16 protein-coding genes are annotated in these 18,464 nt (G+C 71.2%); 8 read left to right on the top strand and 8 right to left on the bottom strand.

Annotated elements, in window-relative coordinates; translation table 11 throughout:
• A complete protein-coding gene (locus OM076_RS06455) occupies positions 1-228 on the bottom strand; it encodes a hypothetical protein (protein WP_270038664.1) in 228 nt (75 codons plus the stop codon).
• Between the two features lie 209 nt (positions 229-437).
• Between OM076_RS06455 and OM076_RS06450 the strand changes: the two genes are divergently transcribed.
• On the top strand, positions 438-884 hold the full coding sequence (locus OM076_RS06450; RefSeq protein ID WP_270038663.1) for a BON domain-containing protein: 447 nt from the start codon (positions 438-440) through the stop codon (positions 882-884).
• Positions 885-932: 48 nt separating this feature from the next.
• On the opposite strand, the gene OM076_RS06445 is transcribed toward OM076_RS06450, so the two are convergent.
• The 4 genes from OM076_RS06445 to OM076_RS06430 form a co-directional block, all read right to left on the bottom strand.
• Positions 933-3,656, bottom strand: a complete 2,724-nt coding sequence (locus tag OM076_RS06445; protein WP_270038704.1) for a helix-turn-helix transcriptional regulator — start codon at positions 3,654-3,656, stop codon at positions 933-935.
• A gap of 26 nt (positions 3,657-3,682) precedes the next feature.
• Positions 3,683-5,128 (bottom strand): phytoene desaturase family protein, encoded by a 1,446-nt coding sequence (locus OM076_RS06440; protein ID WP_270038662.1) that lies wholly within the window; start codon positions 5,126-5,128, stop codon positions 3,683-3,685.
• Positions 5,125-6,873 (bottom strand): DUF3556 domain-containing protein, encoded by a 1,749-nt coding sequence (locus OM076_RS06435; RefSeq protein WP_270038661.1) that lies wholly within the window; start codon positions 6,871-6,873, stop codon positions 5,125-5,127. The genes OM076_RS06440 and OM076_RS06435 overlap by 4 nt, the downstream gene beginning before the upstream one ends.
• Before the next feature lie 139 nt (positions 6,874-7,012).
• Positions 7,013-7,666 carry a BON domain-containing protein gene (locus tag OM076_RS06430; protein ID WP_270038660.1) on the bottom strand — a complete coding sequence of 218 codons (654 nt, stop codon included), beginning with the start codon at positions 7,664-7,666 and terminating at the stop codon, positions 7,013-7,015.
• Between the two features lie 214 nt (positions 7,667-7,880).
• Here OM076_RS06430 and OM076_RS06425 point away from each other — a divergent pair, with 214 nt between their 5' ends.
• Together OM076_RS06425 and OM076_RS06420 are read left to right on the top strand one after the other, a co-directional pair.
• Positions 7,881-8,342, top strand: coding sequence for a DUF1003 domain-containing protein (locus OM076_RS06425; protein WP_270038659.1), 462 nt, complete (start codon positions 7,881-7,883; stop codon positions 8,340-8,342).
• Between the two features lie 99 nt (positions 8,343-8,441).
• Positions 8,442-8,933: a general stress protein gene (locus OM076_RS06420; RefSeq protein WP_270038658.1), complete on the top strand. Its 492-nt coding sequence runs from the start codon at positions 8,442-8,444 to the stop codon at positions 8,931-8,933.
• Positions 8,934-9,214: 281 nt separating this feature from the next.
• Here the strand turns inward: OM076_RS06420 and OM076_RS06415 are convergent, their stop codons facing one another.
• A complete protein-coding gene (locus tag OM076_RS06415) occupies positions 9,215-10,495 on the bottom strand; it encodes a PucR family transcriptional regulator (RefSeq protein WP_270038657.1) in 1,281 nt (426 codons plus the stop codon).
• Positions 10,496-10,527: 32 nt separating this feature from the next.
• Positions 10,528-11,178 (bottom strand): DUF1345 domain-containing protein, encoded by a 651-nt coding sequence (locus tag OM076_RS06410; protein WP_270038656.1) that lies wholly within the window; start codon positions 11,176-11,178, stop codon positions 10,528-10,530.
• A gap of 90 nt (positions 11,179-11,268) precedes the next feature.
• On the opposite strand from OM076_RS06410, the gene OM076_RS06405 reads away from it, so the two are divergent.
• Both OM076_RS06405 and OM076_RS06400 read left to right on the top strand, forming a co-directional pair.
• The gene (locus OM076_RS06405; RefSeq protein ID WP_270038655.1) at positions 11,269-12,639 is read left to right on the top strand and encodes an NAD(P)/FAD-dependent oxidoreductase; all 1,371 of its coding nucleotides are present in this window, start codon (positions 11,269-11,271) and stop codon (positions 12,637-12,639) included.
• Positions 12,640-12,702: 63 nt separating this feature from the next.
• Entirely contained in the window at positions 12,703-14,172 is a 1,470-nt protein-coding gene (locus OM076_RS06400; protein WP_270038654.1) for a class I adenylate-forming enzyme family protein, read from the top strand.
• A gap of 42 nt (positions 14,173-14,214) precedes the next feature.
• On the opposite strand, the gene OM076_RS06395 is transcribed toward OM076_RS06400, so the two are convergent.
• Complete coding sequence (locus OM076_RS06395) at positions 14,215-15,132, bottom strand: LysR family transcriptional regulator (RefSeq protein ID WP_270038653.1); 918 nt, start codon at positions 15,130-15,132, stop codon at positions 14,215-14,217.
• A 107-nt stretch (positions 15,133-15,239) separates the two neighbouring features.
• Between OM076_RS06395 and OM076_RS06390 the strand changes: the two genes are divergently transcribed.
• Genes OM076_RS06390 through OM076_RS06380 form a run of 3 tightly spaced genes read left to right on the top strand, consistent with a single transcriptional unit; the run spans position 15,240 to position 18,464 of the window.
• Complete coding sequence (locus OM076_RS06390) at positions 15,240-16,475, top strand: acyl-CoA dehydrogenase family protein (protein WP_270038652.1); 1,236 nt, start codon at positions 15,240-15,242, stop codon at positions 16,473-16,475.
• Between the two features lie 4 nt (positions 16,476-16,479).
• A complete protein-coding gene (locus OM076_RS06385; protein WP_270038651.1) occupies positions 16,480-17,697 on the top strand; it encodes a CaiB/BaiF CoA transferase family protein in 1,218 nt (405 codons plus the stop codon).
• Positions 17,697-18,464 carry a crotonase/enoyl-CoA hydratase family protein gene (locus OM076_RS06380; RefSeq protein ID WP_270038650.1) on the top strand — a complete coding sequence of 256 codons (768 nt, stop codon included), beginning with the start codon at positions 17,697-17,699 and terminating at the stop codon, positions 18,462-18,464. The genes OM076_RS06385 and OM076_RS06380 overlap by 1 nt, the downstream gene beginning before the upstream one ends.

Below are 18,464 nucleotides of genomic sequence, written 5' to 3'. Positions count from 1 at the left end.
CTAGGCGGCGCGGGTGAGCCAAGTGCCGGCGAGCTCCGCGGCGGCGGCCGACTCCTGGTCGAGCGCCGTCACGTAGGCGGCGAACGCCCACGCGCGCGTCTCCGGCTCGGCGTCCAGGAAGCCGTGCCATCTCGTCCAGACGAGTTGCTCGGCGCTTCGCCACGTCTCGAGCGCATGAGCCTGGGCACGGGCCGCGAACAGCCCCGCGTGGCGGTTGGTGGGGAACATCTGACGAACCTCCATTCGCATTCGATCCGCGCTTGACGCTACGTCCCCGAACCGGCCTTTCGCATCGCAAGACTTGACAGTGGTCTGATCGCGGAGCTGACAGTCCGACCTAACTCGCCGCTGTATACGACCGGGTGCCAAGAGTTCTCGCGAGCGGGCCGCTGGTCGCCCAAACCTCGCCGGGTCGTTACCAAGCAAAGGAGGATGCAATGTTCACCGACATTCCGCTCGGGGACGCCGTGCTGGCCAACCTGGATCTGGATCCGAGGATCCCGGATTCGCTCGAGATCGCGGTCGACGCCGATGGCGGGGCGGTCACGCTGCGGGGCACCGTGGAGAGCTTCCGCCAGCGCCGCGCCGCCGGCGAAGACGCGCTCGACGTCGAAGCCGTCTACGACGTCGACAACCAGCTCAAGGTGAGCCTGCGTGGAGCGGACCGGCGCGACGACGACGAGATCCGTGGCATCGCGCTGCAGTTGCTGGTCTGGGACGTGGAGGTCCCCGCCGACGCCGTGGACGTCAAGGTCCAGGACGGGTGGGTCACGCTCACGGGCGATGCCAGCTACCAGTTCGAGAGCAATGCCGCGTACGAGGACGTCGCCGGCCTGCACGGCGTCGTCGGCGTGACGAACGAGATCCGGGTCACCAACCCGTGATGTGAGAAGCGCGGGCGCGCGTGGCCATGCCGCACGCGCCCGCCCGCTTCACGCCCCCTGCGGCAAGGCCCGCAAGAGCTGGCTGCGTGAGCTGACGCCGAGCTTGACGAACACTTTGCGCAGGTGATAGGCGACCGTGTGCTGGCTGATGAACAGCCGCGATCCGATCTCGGCGTTGGAGAGCCCCTCGCTCGCCATCCGCGCGATCTGGGTCTCCTGCGCGGTCAGATCGTCGTGGGTCTCGACGGCGCGCTTGCGGGCGCGAACGCCGGTGGCGAGCAGCTCGCGTTCCGCGCGCGCGGCGAAGGCCTCGATCCCCATCGCGTTGAGCATCTCGAACGCGATGCGCAGCTGCTCGCGGGCTTCGAGGCGGCGGCGCTCGCTCCGCAGCCACTCGCCGTAGAGGAGGTGGCTGCGGGCGAGCTGCACGCGGATGCGCGTGCTTCCGAATCGCCTGATCGCCTCGCGATAGAGGCCGTCGGCTTCGTCGCCTTCGGCGAGGAGTGCGCGGCAACGCGCCTCGATGCCGAGGCCCCAGTCGGTGCCGCTCGCGTGGGCCGTCTCGGCGATCCGCGCGAGCGGTCCATGCGCGAGCTGCGGCTGTCCGGTACGGACGGCCGCCTCGACCAGCTCGCCAAGCGCCCACAGCGCCGGGCCTTCCTCGGCGTAGCGTTCGACCTGGCAGAGCGCGGTCAGCGTCGAGTCATAGCGGCCGAGGCCGTTGTAGAGCGCTCCGCTCAAACGCTCGGTAACCGTCAGCGCGAGCCCTTCGCCTCGCGCCTCCGCCTGTTTTACGGTGGTTCCGATCAACTGTATGAACTCGGCCTCACGACCGCGCAATCCGGCCAGTGAGAGCGCGCCGTAGGGGCCGGGAGCGATCCCGGTCGTCTCGGTGACGGCCCGCAGCTCTTCCTCATACGCCACGGCGGCGCCCAGCTCGCCGAAGGACGTGAACACGCTGATGCGCGTCGTGAGGACGAAGGGCAGCGCCGTCAGCGCCCCGGTCTCCCGCACGAGGTCGAGCTGCCGCGTCGACAGCAGCGTCCAAGTGTGGTCGTCCCACAGATCGAGCGCGATCTGGCTCGCGAACCAGAGCCACCGAGCCTCCTGCGGCGGCAGGATGGTCTCCCGCGCGAACGCGCGAAGCGCCTCCTTGAGGATCGGGGCGCCCGCCGCGTACCCGTCGGTGAAGCGGACCGCCAGCCCTTGGAGCAGGAGATCTGACGGACGCGGGGGCTGCGGCGGCGGCGGGCCGGCCAGCGCGGCCGCGCTCACCTCAGCCGTTCCGCCGCCACGGGCCAGCCGGCCGGCGAACATCGCCGCGGAAAGGGCCTCCAGGTAGGTCGAGCGCGCGAGCGCGGTGTCGACGGCTTCGAGCTCGCGAGCGGCCCTGAGCAACAGCGGGGGCGCGTCGCTGCCGCGGCGCGCGGCGAACGCGACCTGAGCACGCAGCAGGTGCACGCGCGCGCGATGGAGGTCGTCGAGCGGGCCGACCTCGGCGGTGGCGAGCAGCGCGCGCGTGTCATCCAGGGCGCCGGCTTCGTACTTGGTCTGCGCCGCGGCCAGCGATCGCCGGGCGCGGCGATCGGCCTCGGGGGTGAGCGCGGCCGCGCGCTCCAGGAACGCCGCCGCGGCGGCCAGGCCGCCCCGCGCCTGGGCTCGATCGGCCGCCCGTACGAGCTCGGTGGCGACGGCCTCGTCCGGGCGCTCCGCCGCCTCCGCCAGATGCCACGCGCGCCGATCGGGATCGACCTGTGCGTCGGTGGCCTCGGCCAAGGCTCGATGGACGCGCCGCCGCTCAGGCGGCGTCGCCGTCCTGTAGACCACGGAGCGCACCAGCGGATGGCGAAACCGTACCCGCTGACCGACCTCGAGCAGGCCGGCCGACACGGCAGGCTCGAGTCCCAGGCCGGCGATCTGTAGTCGCTCGGCCGCACGCCACAGGAGCGCAGGATCACCGAGCGGCTCAGCTGCCGCGGTCAGGAGCAACCGCTGGGTGTTCGGCGGCAGGGCCTTTAGCCGCTGCAGGAAGCTCTGCTCGATCCGCCCTTGCAGCGACAGCGGTCGGGGGATCGCGAACCCGCCTGCCAGTTGCGCCGCGGTGAGCCCTCGTGGCAGCTCCAGCAGCGCCAACGGATTCCCATGCGTCTCCGCCAGCAGCCGATCCACCACCCGCTCGTCCAACCGCCCCGGGATCACCGAGGCGAGCAGCGCTCGCGCGTCGGGATCCGGGAGTCCCCCGATGGTCAACTGCGCTAGACCGGCGAACCGGTCGCTCGGCTCACGCGCGGCGAAGAGCATCACCACCGACTCCGCGAGCACCCTGCGCGCCACGAACGCCAGAACGTCCGCGGAGGCGCGGTCCAGCCATTGCGCATCGTCGATGACGCACAGCAGCGGCCGCTCCTGCGCGGCCTCGGAGAGCAGGCTCAACACCGCCAGGCCGACGATGAACCGATCCGGCACGGGGCCCCGGCGCAGACCGAACGCGATCGCGAGCGCGTCGCGCTGCGGCGTAGGGAGGCGATCGAGCCAGTGGATCAGGGGTGCGCAGAACTGCTGTAGCGCGGCGAACGCCAGCTCTCGCTCCGACTCGACCCCGACCGCGCGGAGCGTCCGCAGATCGAACGCCGCGTCGATCGCATACTCCAGCAGCGCCGTCTTGCCGACCCCCGCATCGCCGAGCAGGACCAGGGTCCCGCTTCGGCCCGCCCGCGCGTTCGCGAGCAATCCGTCGAGTACCGCGCATTCTCTTCGTCGACCGCGCAACATGAGTAGCTCCGGTGCGCCCACTGCGATCATGCCAGAGCCTCGTGGGTCACGGAAGCGCTCGGCCGGACGGCGCGCAGCGCCGAGCCGGCAGCGTTGTAGCCGCACATGCCGTGGGCACCTGCGCCGGGCGGGGTCGCCGCCGAGCACAGGTAGACGCCGGGGATGCCGGTCGCGTACGGGTCGAGGGCTGCGCGCGGGCGGAAGACGAGCTGCCGCGCGCTGTTGGCGCCGGTGACGACGTCGCCGCCGACGTAGTTGGCGTTGTGCGCCTCCATGCCGGGCACGCTGCGAACGTGGCGGGCGAGAATCCGCTCGCGGAAGCCGGGCGCGAAGCGCTCGATCTGGCGCTCGATCGCCTCTGACACGTCGCCCGCGTGGCCGGCCGGGACGTGCGCGTAGGCGTAGAGCGGGTGCACGTCGCCTCGCGAGCGGCTCGGGTCGGCGAGGTACTGCTGGCAGACGAGCACGAACGGGCGCTCCGGCATCCGCCCGCGGGCGACGGCGCGCTCGGCGGCGGCGATCTCGCGTGCGCTGCCGCCGACGTGGACGGTGCCGGCGCGGCGGGAAGGTTCGTGCGTCCACGGCACACCGCCCTCGATCGCGAAGTCGACCTTGAAGGTCCCCGGCCCGTGGCGATAGCGCGACAGCGCCCGCGCGATGCGCCCGGGCATCTCGCCGCCGGCGATGCGCACGGCGGCGGCGGGCGCGACGTCGAGCATCACGACGTCCTGCTTGCCGAGTTGGGCGAGCGAGCGCACTTCGACGCCCGTCTCAAAGCGCACGCCGGACGCCTCCGCGAGCGAGATCATGGCGCGGCTGATCGCGGCCGAGCCGCCCTCGGCGACGGGCCAGCCGTAGCGGTGCGCGGCCGTGCCGAGGGCGACGCCGATGGCCGATGACATCGGCGCCGAGAACGGCCGGAAGGCGTGCGCGGCGACCCCGGCGAAGAGCGCCCGCGCCTCCTCGCCCGCGAAGAGACGCGTAAGGAGCGCCGCCGGCAGGGCTGACAGAGCGCCGAACCGGGTCAGTGCGATCGGATGCTCGGGAACGTGCAGCATCGGACGCAGAAAGTCGGCGGTGATGTCGTCGAAGCGCGCGGCGAGCGGACCGAAGACCGCCTGCCAGCGCCTCCCGTCGCGGCCCAGCCCGGCGGCCGTCTCCTCGACCGAGCGGTAGGCCGCGGCGCCGGCGCCGTCGTCGAGCGGGTGCGTGTATTGGACCTCCGGCCACCGCCACGTCAGCCCGTGCGCGCCGAGGTCGAACCGGCGCGAGAAGGCCGTATCCACCGCCAGCGGGTGCGCGGCCGAGCACTCGTCGTGGATCAGGCCGGGCAGCGTCAGCTCGCTGCTGCGCGTGCCACCGCCGAGCGTGTCGGCCGCCTCGAGGACGGTGACATCGACGCCCTCGGCGGCGAGGGTGATGGCAGCGGCGAGCCCGTTGGGTCCGCTGCCGACGACCACGGCGGTGCTCATGCCTTCACCAGTGCCTTCGCGGCGTGGCTGGCGCGCTGGTAGCCGGCCAACCTGAACTCGACCTGCGTGCGAATCGGCCCGTCCGGCAGCCACGGCTGCTCGGCGACGGCGTCCGTCACGGCCCAACTGCCCCGTTCGACGATCCCGACCGCGGCATCGATGACCAGGTACTGCTGGCGGCCGTTGCCGACCGGCTCGGACTCGACCCAGACCACGATGAACTCGCCCGGCGCGAACTCGCAACGCTTCTGAATGGCCTCGATCAGCCGCCGGTCGTGCAGATGCCCATCGCCGAAGTTGAAGCCGACGATCGCGTTGCAGGAGAACTCCGCCTCGCGCAACGTGTAGTGGTCGATGTCGTCGCCGAGCGTCGTCATCATCACCGAGTTCAGGCCGCGGCCCTGGCTGTGCATCGAGCGCCAGCCGAGCGTCTGCTGCATCACGACCTCGGCCGCCTCGGCGCCGTAGATCTCGCTCAGCTGCGCCTTCTGCATCGGCGCGCCCTTGATCAGGCGCTCGTCGAGCTTGGCCTCGGCGCCCGGTGCCATCGCCCACATCGCCGAGGCCCAGTTGCCCGCGTACTGGCGCATCGAGGGCAAGAACGACACGAGGTCCGGCCGCAGGTTGCCGAGCACCGGGAAGAACACGAGGCCGACGACCGTGACGACCAGGAGCACCGGGTCCATGTCGCCGAGGCCGAAGCCCTCGTGGTTCGGGTGACCGAGGAACAGGAACGCGGTGATGTAGATGAACAGCGCGTTCCACTCCAGCGGCACGGCGAGCGGGAACGTCGAGATGATGAACAGGTGAAAGCCGATCATCACCACGGCGGCGACCACGGTGACCGTCGGGTTGTGCGAGAAGAGCAGGACCAGCGGCGTGACGAACTCGACGAACGTGCCGCCCACGTGCGCCAGGCCGACCGCGCGCTCGGACGGGCGCAGGTCACGCGGGAAGTCGCGGTAGTGGGCGCGCTTGATCGCCTTGACGAACATCCACGGCGTGTTGGAGACCATCGGCGGGATCACGTTCGCGAAGTGGCGGCCGAACTTGGAGAACGCCGCTCCGGTCCACACGACGACGATCAGCAGCTTGGCCGCGACGATCATGTCGACGACCGGATAGAAGGCGAAGAAGACCAGCGCCGGCAGGTACTGCTCGCCGCGCGCGGCGATGAAGATGATCTTGTCCCGCAGGCCGACGACGACCAGCAGCGCGATGATCGGCACGATCGACGCGGTGGTGACCGTCGGCAGCGCGAGCGCGACGACGACGCTCGCCAGCAGCGCCAGATAGAGCGCGACGTCACCGCGGGTGCGAGCGTCGCCGCGCGTTCCCGGCACGGTGTCGGGCCACGGCGGGAGGCGGATCGTGCGCGGGCGAGCCCAGTAGCGGATGCCGCCCGTCATCGGCTTGAAATGCCCGGCCAGCGGACCCCACGAGCCGGCGACGCCGATGCACTCGAGCAGGACGGTCCAGAGCACGGCCTTCTGGTAGACGACGACGTCGTCCCACCAGGCAGCAGGGTGCAGGGGATCGAGCCCCGACGTGAGCGTCGCGACGAGCGCCCCGCCGAGCACGTAGAAGAACAGCAGCTTGGCGATGTAGATCACCATCGTGATCTTGGGCGCGCCGAAGCCGTACTCGGCCCAGTGCCGTGACAGCGTCCTGAGCCGCTCGCGGTACGGCATCTGGGTAAAGGTGGCCGGGTCGACAGGCGGGAAATCTCCGGTGGTGAGTGGCATGGCGGGAAGCTACGAGCGGCTCGGCCGCCGGCGTATGGGCTCTCGCGAACGAACTTCGGCGCGCGCTTGTGGACTCGCCACAATGCGCCGAGCCGCTCGGCCGCTGCCCCGCGGCCGAACGACTCGTCGGCGTCAGCGGCTAGTAGGCGATCAACAAGTCGTCGTGGACGGACTTGACGCCGGGTGCGGCCCAGGCGGCGCCGACGGCCGCATCGTGCTCGGCCCAGGAGCGGACGCTGCCCGTGAGCTTGACCGTCCCGTTGTCGGCGCTCTCGATGCGCACGCCCTCGGCGTCGAGCTTGGCGTCGCGCTCCATCGCCCGCTTGATCGACTGCTTGACGTCGTCCGCGAACGGCGGCGGGGCGATCAGCTCGACCTGGTTCGCGACGAAGGTGACGCCCTTGATGTTGCCGGCCACCTCCTCGGCCTCGTCGCGCTCGAAATGCAGGTGCGCGGTTCCGCTGAGCGTGACGACGCCGTCGTCGACCTTCGCGTCGATCGTGCTCGGGATCAGCGCGTCGAGGATCATCGCCTGCAGCACGTCGGCGCGCAGGTCGGCGTCCGCACGGCGATCGGCGGTGAGCAGCTTGACCTGGAGCTGATTGTCGACGCGCTGGGTGCCGTAGACGCGCTTGACCGCGGCCGTGGCCTCGCGCTTCTCGCGGAAGCTGCCGACGGTTCCGCGCAGCGTCACGACGCCGTCGTTCGCCGAGACGGCGATCGACGCGTCGTCGACCTTCGGTTCCCAGCGGAGCTCGTCCTGGGCGTCGCTGCGGAGTCGGTCGTCGGTCATCTAGTGACCTCCTTCAGGGATCGGTTGGGTCGGACGAAGCCACGCTAGGGCTGGATCGGCTCGCCGCTAGAGCCGATCGGCAGCGGGCGCATACGCGTCGCTTACACCCTCAATGACAACGCCGCTCCGAGCTGGTTGCGATCACTCGCGGTGATGCCCGGCGTGCGCCGTTCGTCTAACAGGCCGCGCCCGGCGTCCATACGTTCGCTGTGCTGTGACCAGCTCTCGTTCACTCCGGCGGTTCGTCGTCCCGCCCAAGCTCCCGCAGCCGATCGCCCCGGCGCAGGTCAAGCACGCCGAGGACCGCGCGGCCGATGTGCAGAACCGCATGGCGGACGCGATCACGCGCTTTTCGGGCTCGATGACGTTCGTCTACCTGCACGTCGTCTGGTTCGGTTGCTGGATCGGCTTGGGCGTCGAGAAGTACCCGTACGGGCTACTGACGATGATCGTCTCGCTCGAGGCGATCTTCCTCTCGACGTTCGTGATGATCAGCCAGAACCGCGCGGACGCCGTCCGCCAGGTGGCGGCCAACCAGCAGTGGCAGATGGTGCAGGAGGAGGACGGGCAGAACCGCGAACTGCTCGACCTCTCACACCAGATCCTCGAGCTCACCAAGGCGGTCGACGCGTACGCGTCCGCCGCTTCGCAGTCACGCCAACCCACCACCAAGTGAGGCTCCGTTGCCCAAGCTCCATCATCGTCATCCCTGGCTGCGCCGGGTGATGGCCGTCGTGCTCGTCTCCCGCGGCCGCAAGCACAAGCGCGCCAAGCGATGAGCGCCACCGACTTCGCGCCGCCCGCCAGCCGGCGCACGATCACCGTCGTCACCAACTACGAGGCTGCCGAGCAGGCCGTCGACTTCCTCTCGGACCGCGACTTCCCGGTCGAGCACGTCAGGATCGTCGGCACCGGCCTGCGCTACGTCGAGCAGGTCTCGCGCCGCGTCACGACCGGCAACGCGGCGCTGCTCGGCGCAGGCTCGGGCGCGCTGCTCGGGCTCTTCTGGGGTCTGCTCTTCGGCCTGTTCTTCACGGTCGACTCCGGCAGCTTCTTCGGCGTGCTCGGCTACAGCCTCGCCATCGGCGTGATCTTCGGCGCGATCTGGGGCGCGATCGCCCACTCCGCGACCGGTGGTCAGCGCGACTTCGCCTCGACCGCGGACACCCGCGCCGACCGGTACGAGGTCCAGGTCGACGCGGACTTCGCCGACCGCGCGGAGAAGATCCTCAATCGCATGCCGCGCGCCGGCCTCACGGCGGCGTAGACGGCGACCGGATCGGCCCCGCGGCAGGGAACTGCTGCGCGGGCCGTCCCCGGTTTGTGGCGAGGGCACGGGAGCGTCGCGGAGGTTTGGGCGCGCGCCCCATCGGTGCGGCGCGCCGGCGGACATACGGTCCCGCCAACACCGACCCCCTCCCACCGGAGCGCCGCCACATGTCTGATCACACCCATTCCAACCTGCCGCTCGCCACGCTCACGCTCGTGATCGCGCTGTGGTACCTCTTCGGCGTCGCGCTCGTGCTCGTGCAGGCGCTCTGAGCGCGATCACTCGCCGGCGGGCGGCTCGCCTTCGTCATCCTCGGCCAGCACCGACGACCCGAGAACCGCGGCGAGCGTCAGGGCGCACGTCAGCTCGATCGGGTCATCCGTCACGCGCCGGCCGAGCAGCTCCTCTGCACGTTTGACGCGGTACGCAACCGTGTTCTGATGGACGAAGAGCAGCTTGGCCACGCGCGTCGCGCTGCCGCCCGCGACCAGGAAGGCGAGCACGGTTTCGCGCAGGCGCCCGGCGGACTCGTCCGGGGCGGCGAGCGAGCCGAGGCGCGTGCCCACAAAGGCCCGCGCGCGTGGAAAGTCGCTCGCCAGCAGCGCGACGAGCTCGACGCGCTCATAGCGCGTCACGGCGGCCGCCGCGCCGCGGGCGAGCGCAGCCACACGCCCCGCCTGCAGCGCCTCTACGTGCGAGCGGCGGAAGCCGTCGATCCCCTGCCCGGGCGTCCCGACCGCCACCAGGATGCCGTCCGGAGGCACGTAGGCATCGAGTCCTGTGAGCGGGCCCGGGGGCCGAAGCGCGCCGGACCAGACGTCGACGGTCGCCGCGCCCGTCGCGACCACCAGCGGGTCGCCCGCTCCGACCGCGGCGGCGGCCTCGCGCGCCGCGCGCTCGAGCCCGCGCAGCTCGCTGCCCCGGCCGCTCACGCGCAGCGCCACGTGGTGACGGCGCAGCTCGTAGCCGAGCCGCCGGCTCGCGACCTCGCCGTCGAGCGGCTCGCCGGCCAGGATCGCGCGCACGGTCTCGGCGCGCAGCTGCTCGGCGCTGCGCATCACCCGCTCACGCTCGGACCCGTACTCGGCGACCAGCACGTCCGAGATCAAGTCGATGTAGGCGAACATGAACGCCGAGCTGTGCTGCTCGGCGGCGATGCACTCCTCGCTGTCGGGGACCCGCTCGTAGAGCTGCTGCGACCAGCGGTCCCACAGCCACGCGTGGCCGAGCCGATACGCGCGCAGGAGCGTCGCCAGCGTGATCCCGCGGCGCACGAGGCTGCGCGCCCACTCGGCGGCCTCGACCGGGAGCACGAGCTGCTGCGGGCCGGCCCCGAGCTTCTGCAGGCGCAACACCTGCGCGATGTTGACCTCGCAGCTCGCCAGCGTCTCGAGGCGCAACTCGCCGTCGTCGCGCTCGCGCAGCTCCGGCATCATCGCGAACAGGTGGTCGTTCATCGCCCGGGCGATCTCCGCGCTCTGCGGCAGCAGCTCCGCGGCCAGCTCGCGCACCGCAGGCGGCGTGGCGGTGCCCGATGCCGTTTCGGTCTGGACGACCATCTCCTCACCACCGATCGTATGCCATCGGGGGCTCAGGTTCCGAGCAGCGCGGCGGCCGAGCTGACAGTGGTGGCGACGATCACCGTGCCGAAGACGTAGGAGAGCAGCGCGTGGCGGAGCGCCACTCGCCGCATGCGCTTGCCGGTGAGGTCGGTGTCGGAGACCTGGAAGGTCATGCCGATCGACAGTGCGAGATAGGCGAAGTCCCCGTAGTCGGGCGCCTCGCCGTGGAAGTCGACGCCCCCCTCCGGCGGGCTGTAGTACAGCCGTGCGTAGCGGAGGACATAGACCGTGTGCACCGAGGTCCAGGCCAGCGCGATGCTCGTGATCGCGAGCCCCGCCAGCACGCCACGCTGCGGCTCATGCGCATTTCCGGCCTCAGCGAACGTGAACACGACGGCGATGAGGCTCGCGACACCCGCTCCGATCAGCACCGCTTCGGCCGCGGCGCGCGAGGCGTCCTCCGAGCGCGCGATCCGCGCGCTGCCCGCCGCGTCGACGCCGGCGACGCCTAGCCACACCCACACGACGAAGACGAGCGAGGCGACGTCTGAGGCGCACAGTGCCGCGACCGACCAAGACGCGCCCGCGACGAGCGCGAGCGCCGCCGCGACCGCGCCACCGCACATGCCCACAATCACGCGCCGGGCGGCGAGCCCCGTGCGGTCGGCTTCCTCGGTCATTGCGTCCTCCTCTGGCTCCGATACGTGAATCCTCTCGCCCCGATCGGTGACTCGTCTTCCCGTGCGCGGCACTCGCGCGCATGGACGCGCATGACCACTTCGAACTCCCATCCGCGCGACGCCTCCGCCGCCCACCGCGTCGTGGTCATCGGCTCGGGTTTCGCCGGACTGTTCGCGGTCCGGCGCCTCAACCACGCGCCGGTCGAGGTGACGGTGATCGACCGCACGACCCACCACCTGTTCCAGCCGCTGCTCTACCAGGTGGCGACCGGGATCCTGTCCGAGGGCGAGATCGCGCCGCCGACGCGCGACATCCTGCGCTACCAGCGCAACGCGCGGGTGGCGTTCGGCGAGGTGACGGGACTCGACCTGGCGGCGCGCACGGTCACGTGGCGCTCGCCCGAAAATGAGCACTCCACCCCCTATGACAGCCTGATCGTCGCCGCCGGCGCCGGCACGTCCTACTACGGGCACGACGAGTTCGCCGCCCATGCGCCCGGCCTGAAGACGATCGACGACGCGCTCGAGGTCCGCGGGCGCATCTTCGGCGCCTTCGAGCTGGCCGAGGTCGAGGACGATCCGATCGCGCGCGCCGCGTGGCTGACGTTCGTGATCGTCGGCGGCGGCCCGACCGGGGTCGAGCTCGCCGGGCAGGTCGCCGAGCTCGCGCGCACGACCCTGCGCTCGAACTTTCGCCGGATCGACCCCGCCGAGGCGCGGATCGTGGTCGTCGACGCGGTCGACCGCCTGCTCACGCCCTACGACGAGAGGCTCTCGGGGAAGGCGGCGGAGGAGCTGACCCGGCTCGGGGTCGAGCTGCGGCTCGGAGAACGCGTCGAGCACGTCGACCGCGAGGGGCTCGACCTCGCCGGCGGGCGGATCGAGGCAAGGACGAAGATCTGGGCCGCCGGCGTCCACGCCTCGCCGCTCGGCGAGCTGCTGGCCGAGGCGAGCGGGGCGCGGCTGGACCGCGGCGGCCGCGTCGAGGTGACGGCGAACTGCAGCCTGCCCGGGCATCCGGAGGTCTTCGTCGTCGGCGACATGATGGCGCTCCAGGGGCTCCCCGGCATGGCCCAGGTGGCGCTGCAGTCAGGCCGCCACGCGGCGGGCGAGATCGTGCGCGCGGTGCGCGGCCGTGGCGAGCCGCGGCCGTTGAAGTACCGCGACCGCGGGAGCCTCGCCGCGGTGTCGCGCTCGTTCGCGGTCGCGCAGCGCGGGCGGATCCGGCTCTCCGGCTCGCCCGCGTGGCTGCTGTGGCTCGTCGTGCATCTCGCGTTCCTCACCGGCTTCAAGAATCGGGTGAGCGCCGTCTTCCATTGGGCGATCAGCTTCGCCGGCCGGGGTCGCGCCGAGCGGACGATCACGCTGCAGCAGGTGCGCGCGCGGGGCTCGCTCGAACTCGCGCAGCGGCTTGTGGCGACGCCCCAACGCATCGATGAACTTCGTCGTGACGTCCCATAGGTGCGCTGTCTGCCCGCGCGTAGGTTGGCTGCCGATTGCGAACCACCGAACACGAGGAACGCCATGTCCCTACCCGAAACCGTCACCGTCCCATTGGCCGCGCTGCCGGAGACCCGTGCCGCCGCCCAGCCGGACGGCCGGGCGATCGCCGACGACACCGTCACGCTCGACAACACCGCGTTCGCGGATCGCGTCGCGCGCGCCGCCGCCCTGCTCGTCCGCATGGGTGTGGGTGCGGGCGACGTCGTCGCCGTCGCCCTCCCGAACAGGGTCGAGTTGATCGTCACGCTGTTCGCCGCGTGGCGCGTCGGCGCCGCGGCGACGCCGGTCAACCCCGCGCTCACCACCTCCGAGATGCAGTACCAGGTCGACGACGCCGGGGCCAAACTGGTCATCGGCGAAGGGCTCGACCTCGACGCGACCGTCGTCGAGGTCGGCGCACTCGCTGCCGAGCCCGCGCTCCACGCCGAGCCCGCAGCGGTCGAGCCCGGCGCGCTCGCACTGCTGATCTACACGAGCGGGACGACCGGCAAGCCGAAGGGCGTGATGCTCGATCACGCGAACCTCGCCGCGATGACCGAGATGACGCGCGCCGGGCTGGGAATGAGCGCCGCCGACCACAGCCTCCTGATCCTGCCGCTCTTCCACGTCAACGGCATCGTCGTCGGCACCCTCACGCCCCTGCTTGCGGGCGGCCGCGTGACCGTCGCCGGCCGGTTCAGCCCGAAGACGTTCTTCGGCCTGGTCGAGCGGGTCCGGCCGACGTACTTCTCGGCCGTCCCGGCGATCTACGCGATGCTGACCTCGCTGCCGGAAGCCGGCTCCGCCGACACCGCATCGCTGCGGCTCGTGGTGTGCGGCGCCGCGCCGATGCCCGCAGAGCTGATCGCGCGCGTGGAGCGCACGCTCGGCGTCGTGCTCGTCGAGGGCTACGGGCTGTCCGAGGGCTCGTGCGCCTCGACGCTGAACCCCTACGACGGCGTGCGCAAGCCCGGCACCGTCGGGCTCCCGCTGCCGGGGCAGGAGGTGCGCGTCGTCGACTCCAACGGCGACCCGGTGCCTCAGGGCGAGCGCGGCGAGGTCGTCATCCGCGGAGCGAACGTCATGCGCGGCTACCTCAACCGGCCCGAGGACACGGCGAAGACGGTTGTCGACGGCTGGCTGCACAGCGGCGACGTCGGCGTCTTCGACCCCGATGGCTACCTGCGGATCGTCGACCGCATCAAGGACATGATCATCCGGGGCGGCGAGAACATCTATCCCAAGGAGATCGAGACCGTTCTCTACAGCCACGACGCGGTGCTCGAGGCCGCCGTCGTCGGCCGGCCCGACGGCGTGCTCGGCGAGGTCGTCGTCGCCTACGTCGCGTTGCGTCCGGAGGCCGACGCCGGCGTGGGCGAGCTGCACGACCTCTGCGTCGAGCGTCTGGCGAGGTATAAGCGGCCGGTGGCCATCGAGCTGCTCGAGACCCTCCCGAAGAACGCCGTGGGCAAGATCGACAAGCCCTCGCTCCGCCTCCTCGCGGCAACATAGGCGACCGTGGCGGGCGGCGCAGAGCCGCCGCCCCGCCGCCGGTCAGGCCGCGACCGCCAGCGACTGGCGCTTGGTCTCGGCGTGAGCGAGACGCTCCGCGAGCGCGATGAAACCGGCGACCCTCGTGGACGCCTGCGGACGCGAGACGATCGCGATCTCACACGTGGGGCCACCTTGCAGCGGCACGATGCGTACGCCGGGGACCGCCACGCGCTCCGCGCTCGAGGCAGGCAGCACCGCGACGCCCGCCCCGGAGGCCACGGCCAGTTGCGCGTGCCCGATGTCAGCCTGTGCCGTGTCGAGGTAGGCCGGCATGAGGCCGGCGGTGCGCCACGCGGCGACGACGCCGTCGTGAAACCCCGGGTTGTGCGCGCGCGGGAGCAGAACGAGCTGGCGCTCGCCGATCTGTCTCGGTGAGACGCTCGGGTACGCCGCGAGCCGATCGGTGGCCGGTAGCGCGACCACGGCGGTCTCGGTACCCAACCCTGTCACCCGGAGGTCGCCGACGGGCGCGGGCAGGCAGAGGATGGCGAGGTCGAGCGTGCCGTCGCTCACGTCCTTCGCGAGCCGCGACGCCGGCCCGGCGCGCAGCAGCACCTCGATGCCAGGTGCGGCGATCCGGAACCTGGCGAGCGCCCGCGGGATGCTGGCAGGCAGCGAATCAGCGAGGTAGCCGACGTGCAGCCGGCCGAGCTGTCCCTGCTGGGCCGTGCGCGCGGCCTGCACCGCGACGTCGGCTTGGCGGAGCACCACGCGGGCCTCCTCCAGCAGCGCCGCGCCCGCGACCGTGAGCGACACGTCGCGGTGGGTGCGATTGAGCAGCGTGACGCCGAGCTCGGCTTCGAGCTTGCGGATCTGCTCGCTGACTGCAGGTTGTGCCACGTGCAGCTGCTCGGCGGCGCGGCGGAAGTGCAGCTCCTCGGCGACGGCGACGAAATACCTCAGATGACGGAGTTCCATGAGGAAACGATGTGTGGCAGGTGTGCCACACCCGCCAGACACGGCGTCTGAGACGCCGATACGTAGAACCTCTAGCTCGTGCCTCATGACGGACTCATGGTCGTCGGATGACTCATTCGACGACCGCTGCGGCGACGCTGCCGAAGGCGCCCACTCCGCACTTGCATCCCGGGCCGCTGCCGGGCGATTTCTATGCGTACGAGGACCTGCTGTCCGACACGGAGAAGGCGGCGATCGGCCGGTTGCGTGAGTTCCTGCGCACCGAGGTCGCGCCGATCGTGGACGAGTACTGGGCCCGCGCCGAGTTTCCGTTCCAGCTCTTCGACGGCTTCGCGAAGCTCGGGCTGACGGACTGGGCGGACCCGGCATCCGCACAGGACAAGCCGAGCAACCTGCTTCAGGGAATGATCGCGATGGAGCTCGCGCACGCTGACGCGTCGGTGGCGACAGGCTTCGGCGTACACACCGGGCTGGCCATGGGAAGCATCCTCGCCTGCGGCTCCGCGGCGCAGCAACGCGCGTGGCTGCCGGCCATGAGCCGCTTCGAGAAGATCGGCGCATTCGGCTTGACCGAGCCGCATGGCGGGTCGGATGTCGCGGGCGGGATGGCGACGACCGCGCGCCGCGACGGCGACGCATGGATCCTCGACGGAGCCAAGCGCTGGATCGGCCACGGAACCTTCGCCGACGTGGTGATCATCTGGGCCCGCGACGCCGAGACCGATCAGGTCCTGGGGTTCATCGTCGAGAAGGGCACCCCCGGATTCAGCGCGACGAAGATCGAGCGCAAGATCGCGCTGCGGATCGTCCAGAACGCCGACATCACGCTCGAAGACTGCCGGGTTCCGGAGGCCAACCGTCTCCAGCACGCGAACTCGTTCAAGGACACCGCCAAGATCCTGCGCCAGACGCGTAGCGGCGTGGCCTGGGAAGCGGTGGGCATGACGCTGGCGGCGTACGAGATCGCGCTCCAGTACGCCAAGGAGCGCGAGCAGTTCGGACGGCCGATCGGCAAGTTCCAGCTCGTGCAGGATCTGCTTGTGAAGATGCTGGGCAACGCCACGGCGTCGTTCGGCATGATGGTCCGCCTGGCCCAACTGCAGGACGCGGGCGTCTACAAAGACGAGCATTCGGGGCTCGCGAAGGCCTACTGCACGGTGCGGATGCGCGAGACGGTGAGCTGGGCCCGCGAACTGCTGGGCGGCAACGGGATCGTGCTGGACTACAACATCGGCCGCTTCGTGGCCGACGCCGAGGCGATCTACTCCTATGAGGGCACGCGCGAGATGCAGACCCTCATCGTCGGGCGCTCGGTGACCGGCCTCAGCGCCTTCGTGGGGTGAGACGATGACCGTATTCTCGGGCCTGAAGGTCCTCGACGCCGCCAGCTTCATCGCCGGACCGGCTGCCGCGACCGTGCTCGCGGACTTCGGCGCCGACGTGATCAAGGTCGAACCGCCGGCCGGCGATCTCCAGCGGGTGCTGAGCAGCGTGCCGCCGAGCCCGCGGGCGCATGCGAACTACTCCTGGCATCTCGCCAATCACAACAAGCGCGGGATGTGCATCGACCTCAAGTCTCCAGGCGGGACCACCATCCTCCAGCGGCTCGTGGAGTGGGCGGACGTCGTGATCACGAACGCGCCCCACGGCGCCCGCGAGGAGCTGCACCTGGGCTACGAGCAGGTCAGCGCGTGGAATCCGCGCGTCGTCTACGCCGATGTCACCGGGTTCGGGGATGCCGGCCCGGACGCCAAGCTGCCGGGCTTCGACCTGACCGCCTACTGGTCGCGCAGCGGGCTGCTGTCGTCGACCCGCGACGCAGGAGCGCCGCCGACGGTACCGGTCCCCGGCAGCGGCGACTACGCGTCGGCGATCGGGCTCTACGCGGCGATCGTGACCGCGATCTACCACCGCGAGCGCACCGGGAAGGGCACGAGCGTCGGCACCTCGCTGCTCGCCGGGGGTGTGTGGGCGGCCGGAACCTTCGTCACCGGCGCCCTCGCCGGCGGCCGGTCGTACGGCCTGCACAACCCGAACGCACCCACGAACCCGCTCATCAACCCGTACCAGTCCTCCGACGGCCGCTGGTTCATGCTCGTCGCCTCCCCGCCACACTGGCCAGGCCTCGCGAAGGCGGTCGGGCATCCCGAGCTGCCCGCGGACCCGCGCTTTGCCGACGCGCACGCCATGGCGAAGCACTCCGCGGAGCTGACCGACCTCCTCGACGCGGCGTTCCGCTCGCAGTCGCTGGCGCACTGGCAAGACGTGCTCGATCGCGCGCATATCACCTACGGCGTCATCCAGACGCCCGAGGAGGTTGCCGCCGACCCGCAGCTGCGCGCCAACGAGATGGTCGTGCCCCTGGACGGTGTCGGTGAGCTGGCTGAGACCGTGAGCAGCCCGGTCACCGTCCGCGGGCTCACGAAGGCGCGCGCGACGCGCGCCCCGGAGCTCGGCGAACACAACGACGAGGTGCTCGGCGAGCTCGGGTTCAGCAGCGCCGAGATCGCGCGACTGCGCACCACGGGCGTCATCCCAGCAGCGACGAAGCAGGAGGCAGCGTGATGCCGACGGATCTCGTGCTCGCCGAGCCTCACGACGGCGTGCTGATCATCACCATCAACCGCTCCGCCCAGAAGAACGCGGTCAACCATGAGGTCGCCGTCCAGCTCGCGGCGGCGGTCGATCGGCTCGACGCGGACCCGCACCTCTCGGTGGGCGTGCTGACCGGGGCGGGTGGCACGTTCTGCGCTGGGATGGATCTGAAGGCGTTCGCCGCGGGCGAGGTTCCGACCCTTCCGGGCCGCGGGTTCGGCGGCTTGACGCGAGCGACGGTGCGCAAGCCACTGATCGCCGCCGTCGAGGGCTGGGCGCTCGGCGGCGGCTTCGAGCTCGCGCTGGCCTGCGACCTGATCGTCGCCGCCGAGGATGCGAAGTTCGGCTTCCCCGAGGTCACCCGGGGACTCGTCGCCTCCGAGGGAGGCCTGATCAGGCTGCCGCAACGCGTCCCGTACCACGTCGCGCTCCGCGTCCTGCTCACGGGCGAGCCTTTGCCCGCCGCCGAGGCCGGCCGGTTCGGGCTCGTCACGACGTTGACCGCATCCGGCGCCGCGCTGGACGAGGCGCGGGAGCTGGCCACACGCGTGGCCCGCAACGCGCCGTTGGCGCTGGCGGCCGTCAAGCGGATCGTGCGCGCCGCCGAAGGATTGGATGACGAGGACGCGTTCGCGGCGCAGGACCCCCTCGTCGCCGGATTGATCGCGAGCGATGACGCCCACGAGGGGGCGCGGGCGTTCAAGGACAAGCGCGCCCCGGTGTGGCACGGACGCTGA

It is taken from the genome of Solirubrobacter ginsenosidimutans, assembly GCF_027587205.1.
This window is presented reverse-complemented; position numbering and strand designations above follow the sequence as displayed.